Below are 14,056 nucleotides of genomic sequence, written 5' to 3'. Positions count from 1 at the left end.
AATTAAATCAACCATCATTGGAGCGTTTATTTTTGCTCCAAAACATCTAAAATCCTATACAACAAATAAATTACAATGAGAAACAATATTAAGTAAATAATCCCCATTTGACAATAACCTCTTTGTTTTAGAATAACCTCATAATGTTAGCATGATTTTTGCTACTTACAAACTTTTATCGCTAAAAGAACCCTTTGTTTAGGACTACATATAAAGCCCGCCATTGACCTTGAGAGTCTCCCCAGTGATGTAACTAGAGTGATCGCTCAAAAGAAACGCTACCGCTTCTGCCACTTCCTTAGCAGACCCTAGCCTGTTTAAAGGAATGTTTTTAACATAATCCGCTTTGAGTTCGTCTTTCAAATTGGCGTTCATGTCGGTTTCTATAAAACCGGGCGTTACAGAGTTGAAACGAATATTCCTTAAAGCTCCCTCATAAGCAAAGGACTTGCTCATCGCAATCATTCCCCCCTTACTCGCTGAGTAGTTTGTCTGCCCCATATTGCCTCTTTCACCAATGATAGAAGCGATATTGACCACGCTCCCAAAACGACTCTTGCTCATCACCTTTAAAGCCTCTCGGCAACCTATAAAAGCTGAAGTGAGGTTATTGTCTATGACATGGTGAAAGTCTTCTGTCTTCATTTTGATCGCTAATTTATCGCGCACCACACCAGCGTTATTCACCAAGTAAGACAAACCTCCATCACTTTGGACAATGGTTTGTATCGCTTCAACAAAATCGCTTTCAGAAGTCGCATCAAATTTAATAACGGCCGCTTTATAGCCTTTTTCTTCAAGCTCATTTTTCAAAGCGTCAGCCACTTCAGCATTACTGCGGTAGTTGATCCAAACTTTCAGCCCCATAGAAGCGAGAGTCTTGGCGATTTCGGCCCCAATGCCTTTAGAAGCTCCAGTAATGAGAACATTTTTCCCTGTGAATTGCATTATTCAATAATCCTTAAATTTTAAATTCGTTCAAGTTCTTACAGTCTTGATTCATAACGCCTTAACATATAAAGACGCTTCAAAACTTTCTTTTTAGCGCTGATTTTTTGTTTTTTGCGTTTTTCAGTCTTAGACTCAAAGAACCTTCTAGCGCGACATTCTGTTACCACCAAATTGCGATCGGTTTGCTTTTTGAATCTTCTGTAAGCTTCATCAAACGCATCGCCTTCTCTAACCTTAATCCCTGGCATACTGCTATCACCTCTTTTCCATAGCTTAAAATCATTGCTTAACAATGGCTACAAACGAAATAATATTATATAAGACAGATTAACCGATTGTCAAGAATTTTCACTTTTTTCTAGCAATTTTGTTAATAAGGTTATAAGGATCAAAGGCGACCGTCATATACACTTGGTAAGATTCTGACCAAGGCAAGCTCCTATCAAAGCCCCCACGCATCGCATTAAGCACGAAGTTGATGCGGACCGATGCGAAGTCGTTTTTCCAATTGTAATAAAAATCAAAACGGTTATACATGTTGGCTTGAAAGAATGGCACGCCACGATAAATAGGCGTGGGGCAATACGAAGGTGTGCAATACATTTCAACATACTGGTATTGGTTATAAAAAGGCATCTCTGGGGTCTTGGCGAAGAAAAATAAATTGTGTATTCCAAAGCCTTTGTATTGAATCTCCACATCAAATTGCCCGCCCACGCTATTCATAAAAGGCACATTTTTGTGAATTTGCCTTAATCGGCTTGATTCAGAAACCATGCCAAAACTGGCGTTGAGCTTTTCCATAAAGGGGGCGATGTCTAAAAGGCTTGTCCCTATGTAAGCGTTAAAGTAGAGGCGATCCATAAGATAAATATTATTGCTATCAATCGCTTTTTTTTCATTAAACTGCATGCCATCAGCGCCATTTAAAAGGTATTTGTCTTCATTATGGAACAAGACAAAATACCCTCCAATACCCAATAAATCCTTAAAGAAATTATAAGCGACAGAGCCGTTCATTTGAAACCTGTCCATTGCATTCCCATAAGGGTTTCTCCCGAATTTACAAGTGTTGTAACAATTGCCTCCAAACCAATCTAGCATGAATTCCGCATGCCCATAATAGGGTTTTGAAGGCGAATAATGGTTTTGAAATTGCAATAAAAACCCTCTAGCGTTGGGATCTATAAACCAATAATAAGGGGCAAAAATATTCAAACCATACCTCCCTAAGAGGTTTTTCCTAGGGAAAATCCCTCCATAAAAAGTAAAACGCTTCCCTCTAGCCTTATAATACATAGTAGGCCCCCAACGGTAGGGAAAATTAGTGCTGTAATTATGGAAGTTTTGAAAGAAATACGCCCCCACAGTCAAGCTTTGCTCCACACCTCTTGTATAAAATTGGATTCCAAAATTTGGAGTCAAACGGGTTTTAAGATTGGTGTTAGTATTGACCCAATAAGGCGTTGAGCCTTCATGGTCCATGATGAACATATTGAAACCCAGATTGTATTTAAAAATGTTCCAATCAAAAGCGTAAGAATTAACCGCTAATAAACAGACTAAAAAAGAATGTTTTAAAAAGGTGTTTATTGCCACTTGTTACCCCTATGTCATCATTTTTTTGATAAAAAAGCTTATCTTGTAACAAATGGGTATTCTAGCACATCTAAAAATATTTTTCTTTAGATTTAATATAAAATGGCGTTTATTTCATGTTAGAATAGCCGTTATGATGTTACAACATACTAACTAAAAAAGGAAATTTTAATGGAATTAGGAAATAAAAATATAAAACCCGGTCGTAAGCGTGTCGCTGTAGATGAGTTGAAACGCAATTTTTCAGTTACTTTTTATCTCTCTAAAGAAGAGCATGATGTTTTAAGACGACTAGCGGATGAAGAAGTAGAAAGCGTCAATTCCTTTGTCAAACGCCACATTTTAAAAACAATCATTTACAAAAAAGGCACTAACCAAGATTCTTCTATCAATTGTGATTCTTCTAGTAGGCTTTAAGCCTACTTTAAGGCATTCGCTCTTTAAGAGCAACACCCGCTAGAGCATTTAGTTTTAATCCCCACCGATGAGCGATCCATCAAGCAAAACCCTTTACCCTCCAAATAGCGTTTCGCATCAAATCCGGCCACAAACAAGCCTCCAGCAAATAACGCCAAGTCTTTAACCACTAGCCTTCCAGCCCCAGAAAGCCATGGGAAATGCTGATTGACAAACACTTCTGGTGTTGTGAATAAAAAGGATAGAGTCGTGATCGTCATTCCAGCGACAAGCAAGCCCCCAATCACGCCCATTAAAGGCATCCAAAGCCCTAAAAGCACCAAAATACCTAGGATCATGATCGTAATCCCTAAAGCTTCAGCCACTAAATAAGTGCGGTTTTCTTTATGCCATTCTTTGTTTTCAACGATTTTAGGGTCATCTTGCATTTCTTCTTGCATGGATTGGGATTCAGACATTTTGTGTTGTTTGTATGCGGGTTTTTCAAATTTATACATGAAAGAAAAGAAAGGGGAATTAGCCACAAAAGGAGCGATCCCTTCGGCTTCATACGGCACAAACTTAAGCCCTCCAATCCAAATAAAAATGATGAAAATAGCTATATGCATCAAATAGCCGCCTAGATTCTGGAGTTTTGTAATCACTTCAAGCAATGATTTTAACGCTTGCATGGTTTTATTCCTTTAGGATATTTTTTATATTGCTAAAAACAGCTCGCAAATGATAGCGCATTATGTTTAATTACAACAAAATCATTTTGATTACCATTACAAGAAATAATGATCAAAAACACCCATTTTCAAAAACACTGCCCAAAACGCTCATGCCAATATAACGCACGATTCCTTTATAAAAAATTCCATCATTTTTTAAAGAAAGCTCTAAAGATTCGTTGCTTTTAGGGATGAGAGTGGCTTTTTTGGGCGTGTTATAAAAAATGCGCGCGGCGATAAAAACCGCTGCCATGCCTGTCCCGCAAGCTAGCGTGAAATCTTCAACCCCCCTTTCATAAGTTTGTAAAAAAATCGTCTCTTTATTTTCTATAAAAGCGATGTTAATATTAGCGTTAAATTCATGCCTTAAAGCCCTTAATTCCAGTGTGTTAAGAGAATTTAATAACCTTTTATTTTTCACAAATCCCACTAAATGCGGCACTCCTGTATCTATGAGGTAGAAAGTAGGGATATGTTCTAAAACGCTGTCGTTAGTAAAAAATTTTTTGCATCTTAAGGCGGGTATGGTGTCTAGGACTTTGTAGTTACCAAGATTGCTCTCTATAATATTGGGCTCTTCTATGCGAATAGAAATCTCTCTTTTTCCGGCTAAAAAAACATGCTCTTTAGGGGCTATAGCATGTTGGTAGGCAAATAACCCCACGCAACGGCTCGCATTCCCGCACATGCCAGCTTTAGAGCCGTCTGAATTGTAAAAATCCCATTCGTAGTCATAATCTTTACTCGGTAAGACGACCACAAGCCCATCAGCCCCAAAACCCTCATGCCTATGGCACACCTGTTTGGCTAAATTGGAAAAATCTTTTTTTTTAAAACTTTTCGTGATTAAAAAATCATTCCCGCTCCCTGAATATTTGTAAAACACCATTAATACAAGCCTTTTTGCTTTTAATTATAAGTTAAAAGAGGTTTTTTATCCTTAAAAGAGCGTTTTTTAGCTAACATTTGATAATTTTTGGTTCAGTTTAATGGGGATAATTGCATGAAAGCTCAGTATTTCTTTTGGATTCTTTTTTTGATTGGTTTTTATTGGATGATCTATCTGTATCAAGATTTTTTAATGGATGCATTGATCGCTGGGCTTTTGTGCGTGGGGCTTTTTCAAGTGAAAGTTTTTTTGAATAAACGCTTTTCTAATGTTATCAGTTCGTTTTTATGCGTTTTGGTTTTAGCGAGCGTTGTGATTGTGCCGTTGTATTTTATTGTTTATAAGGGTTCTAATGTCATTTTTGAAATCAATTTTGAAAAACTTTCAGCCTTAATCAAATGGCTTAAAGGGACAATCACCGAAAATTTGTCGCATTTTCCTGCCATTCATGATGGGGTTAGCAAGTTTTTAGAAAATTTTAGCGCCGCTTCAATCACGGGTTATTTGTTGAAAATAAGCAGCTATGTGGGAAGATACAGCTTGAAACTCATTACAGACGCTTTGTTTATCTTGGGGCTGTTGTTTTTCTTTTTTTATTATGGGGAGAGATTTTATCGTTATTTTTTGGGGGTCTTGCCTCTTGGAATGAATCAAAGCAAAAAGATTTTTGAAGAAGTGGCTGGGATTTTACGCATCGTGCTTTTAACTTCTCTCATCACGGTTATTTTAGAGGGTGTGGCGTTTGGGGTGATGATCGTATGGTTTGGGCATGACGGCTGGTCTTTGGGGATTTTATACGGCCTGGCGTCTTTAGTGCCGGCTGTTGGGGGGGCTTTGATTTGGATCCCTATAGCGATTTATGAACTTTATCATGGGCATGTGAATGAAGCGATATTTATCGCTTTGTATTCTATTTTATTGATTAGCGTGCTGATTGATAGCGTGATCAAGCCAATTTTAATCGTCTTCATCAAAAAAAGAATTTTTAAAACCACCCTTAAAATCAATGAAATGTTGATTTTCTTTTCCATGATTGCTGGGATTTCACAATTTGGTTTTTGGGGGATTATTGTAGGGCCTACTATCACGGCGTTTTTTATTGCGTTATTGCGATTGTATGAAAATTACTTTATCCAAAACGATCAAAAAGCATGCGAATGTTGAATGAAATAACGCAAAACAACTAAAAAGCGTAGAAATCAAAGAGTGGGGTCAATTAGTGTTTTTGAATGGCATCGAGAGAAGCCCACGCATTTTCCGATCCCACAAGCTATTACAAAAAAAGAGAGAGCCATTTGCCTTTTAACCCTTAAAATTTTGACAATTCTAACGCACCAATCCAAACATAAAAGATAAGAATATAAAGAGTAAAAGCTTTTAATTGAAGCGAACTAAACGCCGCCACAATTGCAAAACCAATGACCAACAAACTATTGAGTGGTTTCATTTTTTGTAGCGGATCAAAGGGTAGGAGCAGTTTTTGCATAAAAGTTCTAACGCTTCGCCCTTTAAAAAATGGGTTTTGATAGCTATAGCTTTTTGGCTGTTTAAAATATCTTTTAGGGGCATATGGTTTAAATCGCCAAGGCTGATATGAGCTTGCGTGTCCATGCAACACGGCACGACAATGCCATTAGATAAAATAGCGATTTGTTTAATAAGCCCATAACAATAGGGGATTTTTGATTCCTGGTTTAAAGGGTTTGGGGCGTTCAAATCCGGCCATTTAAAGGTCTTTTGGATATTCAAAAAACTTTTTTTAAACAAACGAGCGCGGCCTTGCGATTTTAAACCCTCTAAAGAAACGCATTCAAAGCTTTCTAAAAAAGGCTTGATCAAATTCTGGTGTTTTTCAAGGGTGCTATCTTGAATGCGTAAATTCAAAAACACTTCGCTATTTTTTTCAAATTTGTAGCGGCAAAATTCTAAAATTTTTTGGATATAGCGGTGCTGGTTGAGTTTGTTATGATTGTCTAGCCCCGCGTCTAAAGAAATAGAAATTTGATAGATCACATCTTGTAAAAGCATCTCAAAATCGTGCAAATACACCCCGCTAGTAACCAAATCCACTTTCAAAGAAAAGCGTTTAGCGGCGCTTAAATAGTGGTTTAAATTTTTGAGTTTGCAAGGATCACCTAAGACATGCAAGGTGATAATTGGGGTTAGGGAGGCCACTTCTTTACAAACTTTTTCAAATAATTCTAAAGGCATCACGCCTCTGATATTTTTGGGGTTAGGGCAAAAACTGCATTGCAACCCGCAAATATCACTTAATTCTATATAGATTTTTTTAAAAAGTTTCTTGTTGGGTGTCAATTCTTATGAGAAAATAGTAACGAATAGAACTAGACATTGAAGCGAAAATGCAACACATCGCCATCTTGAACGATATAATCCTTACCTTCAATGCGTAACGCTCCCTTTTCTTTCGCTCCGGCTTCGCCCTTATAAGCGATAAAATCATCATAACTGATGGTTTCAGCTCTGATAAAGCCTTTTTCAAAATCCTTATGGATCACCCCAGCAGCCACAGGCGCGCTAGAGCCTTTTTTAATCGTCCATGATCGCACTTCCTTGACTCCAGCGGTAAAATAATTGATCAAACCTAATTCCTTAAAACTCAAACGAATGGTCTTTTCTAGCCCACTTTCTTCTACGCCTAAACTTTGCAAAAATTCTTTGACTTCATTTTCATCCATAGAAACCATTTCTTCTTCCAATTTAGCGCACAAGGAAACAAACTCGCTCTTTTGATCTTTGGCATAATTTTGGACTTTTTTGGCATGCTCATTGAGAGCGTTTAAATATTCTTCGCCCACATTAGCAACATAGATCATTTTTTTATGAGATAAAAAACGCAATTCCTTGTCCAACTCCAAAAAAGCCTCGCTTGTATTCAAGGGGAAAGTTTTCGCCGGTTTTAATTCTTCTAAATGCGTTTTTAAACTCAAAGCGCATTCTAAAAGATTTTTAGCGTCTTTTGAGCTTTTTAGGGCTTTTTGCAAGCGATCGATCCTTTTGTCTAAAGTGGCAATATCCGCTAAAATCAACTCTAATTCAATGGTCTCTATATCATTCAAAGGATCAATTTTATCGTTCACATGCGTGATATTGTCATCTTCAAAACAGCGCACCACTTGCAAGATCACTTCGCATTCCTTGATATTGGCTAAAAATTGATTGCCTAAACCCTCCCCCTTGCTCGCTCCCTTAATCAACCCGGCAATATCCACAAATTCCACCACAGAATGCAAAATGCGTTCAGGCTTTACGATTTGAGCCAACGCACCAAGCCGCCTGTCAGGCACATTCACGACGGCTTTATTGGGTTCAATGGTGCAAAAAGGGTAGTTCGCGCTTTGGGCGTTTTGGGTTTTAGTGAGTGCGTTAAAGGTGCTGGATTTGCCCACATTAGGCAAACCCACAATGCCTACAGACAAGCCCATTTCAAGCCTTTTTCAAAAACTCTTCCACAAAAGCTGTGCAAGCTCTCACGCCAGCCCCACTCGCTCCAAAGCTATTCACATCCCATTCTTTTTCCACATAAGCGGGGCCTGCAATGTCAATGTGTAGCCACTTATCTTTAAATTCATCTCTAATAAATTCATTTAAAAACAAGCCCGCTGTGATCGCACCGCCATAGCGTGAAGAAGAAATATTGCACACATCAGCGATTTTAGATTCAATCAATTTCTTTAAATGGCGGTTAAAGGGGAGTTTGGCTAATAATTCGCCGGATTCTAACCCTGAAGTTTCAAAGAGGTTTTTCAATTCTTCATTATGCCCCATGATCGCTGAAGTGAATTCGCCTAAGCCTACAACGCATGCCCCAGTAAGGGTCGCAAAATCCACGATCACATCAGGGTTTAAATCTTGAGCGTAGCTCAAACAATCCGCTAAAACCAAACGCCCTTCAGCGTCGGTATTACGCACTTCAATGCTTTTGCCTTCTTTGGAGATTAAAATATCATCAGGTTTATAAGCAGCCGGGCCTATCATGTTTTCTGTAGCCCCAATAATGCCATGCACTTCAGCTTCCACGCCCAATTTAGCTAACGCGTTCAAAAGCCCAATCACCGCAGAGCCACCGCCTTTATCCGCTTTCATGGTAACCATGTAATCGGCCGGTTTCAAGCTCAACCCTCCGCAATCATAAGTCAAGCCCTTACCCACTAAAGCGATTTTTTTCTTCGCTTTTTTGGGCTTATAGACTAAATGGATCAAGCGAGGAGGATTGACGCCAAGAGAGGCTTTATTGACCGCTAAAAAGGCGTTCATTTTCTTTTCTTCTAAAAATTTTTCATCATGGACATGGATTTCTAAATGGTTTTCTTTAGCCACTTTTTGCGCCACTTCAGCCATATAAACCGGGGTGCCAATCATAGGGGGGGTATTGACTAAATCTTTAACGATATTCAAGCTTTCTGTCATGATTTCAGCGTATTTTAAAGCTTCTTTAGCGCTCTTTTCTAAAGAATTTGTGCAAGTTTTTTCGCAAGGTTTGTGCAATTCTAAAGCGACAATGGCTTCTTTTAAAACGCTTTCTTTTTTGTTGGATTTAAAAGTGTCGTATTCATACAAGCCCAATTTTAAGCCCAAGAACAACGCTTTCAAGTTTTCTAAAAGCGCGTTATCTTTAGAATGCGCACCACAAGTATAGACCCCCACTTTAACGCTTTTAAAAGCGAGTTTTTTAAGGGTGCGAACGGCTAAACACGCACTCTCTCTCAATAAATGCACATCATCTTCTTTAACGCCCACATACAGGATTTTATTTTCTTGGTCTAAAAATACGCCTTCGCCTTCGTATTTAAAGGTTTCTAGCAATTCTTTATTTTTGACCCAAGCATGATCAAAATCCTTATTGACAATAAAAACTAAACCGCATTCAGCTTTTGCGTTTTCAAAAGTGGTTTTTTCTAATTTGATTTTTAACATAAAGTCTCCTTTTTTAATTTCATATCTTTCAAGAATTGTATTGCACTCTAGCGGTTTTTCTTACTATAGTATTGGAAATACCATAGAACCAACGCCAAGAAAGATACTAATAGTAATATTAGCGCATAAGGGTGTTTTTTAAGCCACCCTAACGCATGCAATAATTCTTCTCCTAAATACCACGCTAGAATAATGGTAATGCTCGCCCACACCATCGCGCTAATGAGATTGATGATAGCGAATTTTAAAGCGCTATAGCGCGTGAGGCCTATACTAATGGGAATGATGGTGCGCATGCCATACATGTAGCGTTGGATAAAAATGATAAACCAGCCGTGTTTTTGCAACAATAAATGGGCTAGGGCTAGTTTTCGGCGTTGTTTTTCTAGCTTTTTTTGGATGTAAGCTTTATTGGTGCGGCCGATGTAAAAATAGATCTGATCCCCCACAAAGCCCCCAATCCCTGCGACTAAAATGGCTAACCCTAAATGCATATGACCGGTATAGCTGGCAATCCCTGCTAAAATTAACCCAATTTCGCCTTCTAAAATACTCCACCCAAATAAAATGAGATACCCCCAAGTCGCTGCATGCTGATTCCATAAGTTAATGATGTATTCTTCCAAAATTCACCCTTATTCTAGCACTCTAACAAACAAAAGGTTTTCACGCGTTCTTCTAAAAGTTGGATACCCGGTAATTCTTTTAATCCTATCAAAAAGCATGCTTCTATGCATTCAGCTTGTAGGGCTTTGATAAGCTCAAGGCTCGCTAAAGCTGTGCCTCCAGTGGCTAATAAGTCATCAATTAACACCACCCTTACCCCCTTAATTCCCCTAAAAGCGTCGGAGTGGATTTCTATGCTGTCGCTCCCGTATTCTAAACTATAGCTTTGAGATAAGGTGTGTGCGGGGAGTTTGCCCTTTTTCCTCACAGGCACAAAACCCACCCCAAGCGCATAAGCTAAAGCAGAGCCTAAAATAAACCCCCTAGCTTCAATGCCCACGATAAAGTCTATATTGAGAGCGAGATAGCGTTTTTTGAGCGCGTCAATGAGTTTGTTAAAGAGTTTAGGGTAGTTGAGTAGCGTGGTAATATCTTTGAATAAAATCCCTTTTTTAGGGTAGTCTTTCACTTCTCTGATGCTTTGTAAAAGTTCTTCTTTGAGCGTTTCATTCATTTTGATTTCCTTTAATATAACGGATTGGTTGTAGAATTTTGGTTTATTATAGCGTTTTTAAAGGAGAGCTTCTATTTTTTGCTCCAATTCTTTAATGCGATTTTTATATTTATCCGATTCGCCTTTGTATTCAGAGTTGCGCTGTTTAAGGGCTTTTAGTTCTGTTTTTAACGAGCTCATTTCTTGGGTAAGAATATCAATATTACCCAAAGCTCTTTGGAGTTGCAACTGGTGTTTTTGGATCAAAATTTCAGCTTCTTGTAAGGTGAGCTTCATGGATGCGTTGGTGCGTTCTTGCCGTTTAGCCACGGTTTTAAAAAAGAAAGTACGCACACCCATATAAAGGATAAAAACAATAGCGATAGTGATGATAAACCATTGGGTAAACATTCTATTAAAATATCCTTTTAGCGAAACGATGTAATTATACTACATTAGGTTGATGATTTCAGCGATTCATCTAGCTTTTGGATGCGCAACACATGGCGGCCTTGTTCAAATTCTGTAGAGAAAAACGCTTCTAAAATGCTTTCTGTTACGCCAATACCGCTAATCTTTTCACCCAAGCACAAGACATTAGCGTTATTGTGCAAGCGAGTCATTTTAGCCATGTAAGCATCAAGGCACAAAGCGGCTCTAATACCCTTAAAGCGATTAGCGCCCATGCTCATGCCTATCCCTGTGGCGCACACTAAAATGCCATAGCTTTGCGGATTTTCTAAGACCTTTTGGCACACTAATTTGGCGTAATCAGGGTAATCCACCCTCATAGTGGGTAAAAAAGCTTGGATTTTAAAACGCTTGTCTTCTAAAAAATGTTTAACAAACTCTGCAAGATGCAACCCTGCATGATCGCTGCCTATAAAAACTTGAGAAAACTTTAAGGGCTTATTCATAAACTCTCCTTGATAAAAGATTAAGAAAGGAGTAAGGAAAATAAAAATCTTGTGGGCGCATGGATAAAAAACTCCGATAAAGGGGGGATAAACAAAAAGATAAACACTACCAACAAGCCGTAGCGTTCCATTTTAGAAAACCATTCCAATAAAAACGAACTTTTAAAATGCAACGCTAAAAAGCCTAACGCTTTGGATCCGTCTAAGGGCGGGATAGGGAGGCTGTTGAAAACGCCTAAGACAAGATTATAAAGAATGCCTTGAATGAGAAAGGTTACTAAAGCGAGCTGATAAAGATTCAATTCATTGATGCTTAAAGCGTTGATCCCTAGTTTTTGGAAGCTCAAATGCGTGATGGAAGCGAGCAGAACGGCTAGGGTGAAATTATAAGCCACCCCGGCTAAACTCACCACTACGCATGCCAGAGAGCCTTTTTGAGAAACAATATAGCGCATATCCACCGGCACGGGTTTAGCCCACCCAAACAAAAAAGGGGCTTGAAAAATGAGTAATAAAGCCGGTAAAAGCACCGAACCCATCATGTCTAAATGCCTGATAGGGTTTAAACTCAAACGATTAGCGTTTTTAGCGCTCCTGTCTCCAAATAAAAACGCGCTCAAGCCATGCATGATCTCATGTCCTATGATAGCGATTAAAAGGGCTAGGATCTTCATTAAGGTGGTGATAAAACTTTCTAAAGAAAAATCAAAAAATTGCACAAAAAACCTTAATGCGTTGCTTTTTCTTTTTTAATGATTTTTTCTAAGCCTCCAACGCTTTTAAACATGCGTTCCCAACGCACCAAATAGCGTTTTTTGGGGTTATTTTCTGCATCCATTTCCAGGCTATTTTTTAAACTCAAACTGAAATAAACAAACCATGGCGAACCCACGATATTTTTATAAGCCACACTCCCCCAAAAGCGCGAGTCGCTAGAATTATCCCTATTATCGCCGATCATGAAAAATTCATCGTGATTGATTTTTTTATAAAACACCTTTTCGCCCTCCATTTGAATGAGTTGCATGCTGATATTAGCTTCTGCGCCTTGAGTGGCTAACTGCTCCATTAAATGGAAGGTTTCATTGTCTTTTTGGTAATGGATACCCGGATGCTCACTTTTATAAGGGTTTAAAACAAAAATTTTACCCATAAATTCTTTTGTCATGGCGTTAGGGTAATGTTTAGCGATGTAATTTTTGTCCATGTCGCTCTCAAAAGGGTGCAAATAAAACCCCTCATTAGTGAATAACACCTCATCGCCTCCAATAGCAAAATTCCTTTTGACATAGTAAGACTTTTTTTCATGGGGCGGGATAAACACCACCACTTCGCCGCGATTAGGGCGATCCCCCTCTATCAAATGCCCGTTATTTTTAAAATCAGGCATAACAGGAAGCTCAATCCATGGGATTTTAGGAATGGGTATGCCGTAAGAAAACTTTTTGACAAAGAGCATGTCGCCCTCATAGAGCGTGCCTACCATAGAGCGAGAGGGAATGATAAAGGCTTGCGCGATAAAAAAGATAACCAACAGCACGATAATGATCGTCCCCACCCAACTGGAGCAAAATGCATAAACAGAGCGTAAAAATTTCATTAAAATCCCTTCCTTTGTTGTTTTTCAAAAGCGATTAGAGTGTTTTCTAAAAGCGAGACAATCGTCATAGGCCCCACGCCTTTAGGCACAGGGGTGATAAAACCGGCGACTTTTTGCGCGTTGGTGAAATCCACATCGCCCACGATACGCCCATCATTTAAATGATTGATCCCAATATCCACCACTACAGCCCCTTTTTTTAACATGCTCGCTTTAATCAAATCAGGCTTACCCACGCCCACGCAGACAATATCAGCGTTTTGGGTGTAAAAACTAATGTCTTTAGTCAAAATATGGCACACGCTCACGCTAGCCCCAGCGTTTAGCATGAGCATGCTCAAAGGCTTTCCAATGATATTGCTCGCCCCAATAACCGCCACATCCTTGCCCTTGATTTCAATGTGATAATGCTCTAAAAGACGCATCACGCCCATAGGGGTGGCTGGCAGAAACGATTCCTTTTGGGTGCAGAGTTTGCCGATATTAAGGGGGTGGAAACCATCCACATCTTTACTGGGGTCAATGGCTTCTAAAATCATTTTAGTATCAATGTGTCTGGGCAAAGGGAGCTGGACTAAAACGCCTGAAATGTTTTGATCGGTATTGTAATCTTTAATCAAGGACAGCAATTTGGCTTCAGTAACATTTTCTTGGAGAGTTTTTAAATCAAAATCCATGCCCACCCTTTGGCATGCTTTGATCTTCATATTGACATAAGTGATACTAGCGGGATCTTTCCCTACTAAAATCACGGCTAGTTTGGGGCGTTTATGCGTTTGTGCGGTTATTGTTTGGATTTTATTTTTCAAATCTTTTTCTATATCATAAGCTAACGCTTGCCCGTCTAATAAAACAACGCCCCTATTTGGCATG

General features: G+C 38.9%; 17 protein-coding genes. 2 read left to right on the top strand and 15 right to left on the bottom strand.

What is annotated here, in order from left to right; translation table 11 throughout:
* Positions 1-204: 204 nt before the first annotated feature.
* From fabG to G6069_RS02145, 3 genes are all read right to left on the bottom strand, one after another.
* Positions 205-948 (bottom strand): 3-oxoacyl-ACP reductase FabG, encoded by a 744-nt coding sequence (gene fabG, locus G6069_RS02155; protein ID WP_001160854.1) that lies wholly within the window; start codon positions 946-948, stop codon positions 205-207.
* A gap of 38 nt (positions 949-986) precedes the next feature.
* Positions 987-1,199, bottom strand: a complete 213-nt coding sequence (gene rpsU / locus G6069_RS02150; RefSeq protein ID WP_001117778.1) for a 30S ribosomal protein S21 — start codon at positions 1,197-1,199, stop codon at positions 987-989.
* A 100-nt stretch (positions 1,200-1,299) separates the two neighbouring features.
* On the bottom strand, positions 1,300-2,550 hold the full coding sequence (locus G6069_RS02145) for a hypothetical protein (RefSeq protein ID WP_039091967.1): 1,251 nt from the start codon (positions 2,548-2,550) through the stop codon (positions 1,300-1,302).
* A gap of 171 nt (positions 2,551-2,721) precedes the next feature.
* Here G6069_RS02145 and G6069_RS02140 point away from each other — a divergent pair, with 171 nt between their 5' ends.
* Positions 2,722-2,967, top strand: coding sequence for a ribbon-helix-helix domain-containing protein (locus G6069_RS02140; protein WP_000418875.1), 246 nt, complete (start codon positions 2,722-2,724; stop codon positions 2,965-2,967).
* Between the two features lie 23 nt (positions 2,968-2,990).
* Here the strand turns inward: G6069_RS02140 and G6069_RS02135 are convergent, their stop codons facing one another.
* Both G6069_RS02135 and dapF read right to left on the bottom strand, forming a co-directional pair.
* Positions 2,991-3,638, bottom strand: a complete 648-nt coding sequence (locus G6069_RS02135; protein WP_001148292.1) for a YkgB family protein — start codon at positions 3,636-3,638, stop codon at positions 2,991-2,993.
* A 112-nt stretch (positions 3,639-3,750) separates the two neighbouring features.
* Positions 3,751-4,569 carry a diaminopimelate epimerase gene (dapF, locus tag G6069_RS02130; protein ID WP_197293232.1) on the bottom strand — a complete coding sequence of 273 codons (819 nt, stop codon included), beginning with the start codon at positions 4,567-4,569 and terminating at the stop codon, positions 3,751-3,753.
* 114 nt (positions 4,570-4,683) lie between these two features.
* Between dapF and G6069_RS02125 the strand changes: the two genes are divergently transcribed.
* On the top strand, positions 4,684-5,733 hold the full coding sequence (locus G6069_RS02125; RefSeq protein WP_197293231.1) for an AI-2E family transporter: 1,050 nt from the start codon (positions 4,684-4,686) through the stop codon (positions 5,731-5,733).
* Positions 5,734-6,012: 279 nt separating this feature from the next.
* Here the strand turns inward: G6069_RS02125 and G6069_RS02120 are convergent, their stop codons facing one another.
* Genes G6069_RS02120 through folD form a run of 10 tightly spaced genes read right to left on the bottom strand, consistent with a single transcriptional unit; the run spans position 6,013 to position 14,055 of the window.
* A complete protein-coding gene (locus G6069_RS02120) occupies positions 6,013-6,885 on the bottom strand; it encodes a radical SAM/SPASM domain-containing protein (RefSeq protein ID WP_197293230.1) in 873 nt (290 codons plus the stop codon).
* A gap of 29 nt (positions 6,886-6,914) precedes the next feature.
* Positions 6,915-8,015: a redox-regulated ATPase YchF gene (ychF, locus tag G6069_RS02115; RefSeq protein ID WP_197293229.1), complete on the bottom strand. Its 1,101-nt coding sequence runs from the start codon at positions 8,013-8,015 to the stop codon at positions 6,915-6,917.
* Position 8,016: 1 nt separating this feature from the next.
* Positions 8,017-9,507 (bottom strand): leucyl aminopeptidase, encoded by a 1,491-nt coding sequence (locus G6069_RS02110; RefSeq protein ID WP_079353973.1) that lies wholly within the window; start codon positions 9,505-9,507, stop codon positions 8,017-8,019.
* A gap of 47 nt (positions 9,508-9,554) precedes the next feature.
* Positions 9,555-10,133, bottom strand: a complete 579-nt coding sequence (locus G6069_RS02105) for a DedA family protein (RefSeq protein WP_000393426.1) — start codon at positions 10,131-10,133, stop codon at positions 9,555-9,557.
* Positions 10,134-10,147: 14 nt separating this feature from the next.
* Entirely contained in the window at positions 10,148-10,687 is a 540-nt protein-coding gene (apt, locus tag G6069_RS02100; protein WP_001006106.1) for an adenine phosphoribosyltransferase, read from the bottom strand.
* Between the two features lie 57 nt (positions 10,688-10,744).
* Positions 10,745-11,077 carry a hypothetical protein gene (locus G6069_RS02095; RefSeq protein ID WP_000495089.1) on the bottom strand — a complete coding sequence of 111 codons (333 nt, stop codon included), beginning with the start codon at positions 11,075-11,077 and terminating at the stop codon, positions 10,745-10,747.
* A gap of 44 nt (positions 11,078-11,121) precedes the next feature.
* Positions 11,122-11,583, bottom strand: a complete 462-nt coding sequence (gene rpiB / locus G6069_RS02090) for a ribose 5-phosphate isomerase B (protein WP_097686050.1) — start codon at positions 11,581-11,583, stop codon at positions 11,122-11,124.
* A 20-nt stretch (positions 11,584-11,603) separates the two neighbouring features.
* Complete coding sequence (locus tag G6069_RS02085) at positions 11,604-12,302, bottom strand: site-2 protease family protein (RefSeq protein WP_197293228.1); 699 nt, start codon at positions 12,300-12,302, stop codon at positions 11,604-11,606.
* 8 nt (positions 12,303-12,310) lie between these two features.
* Entirely contained in the window at positions 12,311-13,183 is an 873-nt protein-coding gene (lepB, locus tag G6069_RS02080; protein WP_197293227.1) for a signal peptidase I, read from the bottom strand.
* A complete protein-coding gene (folD, locus tag G6069_RS02075; protein WP_197293226.1) occupies positions 13,183-14,055 on the bottom strand; it encodes a bifunctional methylenetetrahydrofolate dehydrogenase/methenyltetrahydrofolate cyclohydrolase FolD in 873 nt (290 codons plus the stop codon). The genes lepB and folD overlap by 1 nt, the downstream gene beginning before the upstream one ends.
* Position 14,056: the final 1 nt, after the last annotated feature.

This window comes from Helicobacter pylori, assembly GCF_017594925.1.
Taxonomy (GTDB): domain Bacteria; phylum Campylobacterota; class Campylobacteria; order Campylobacterales; family Helicobacteraceae; genus Helicobacter; species Helicobacter pylori_DP.
The sequence above is the reverse complement of the archived record's forward strand: the minus strand, read 5'-3'. Positions and strand labels throughout refer to the sequence as shown.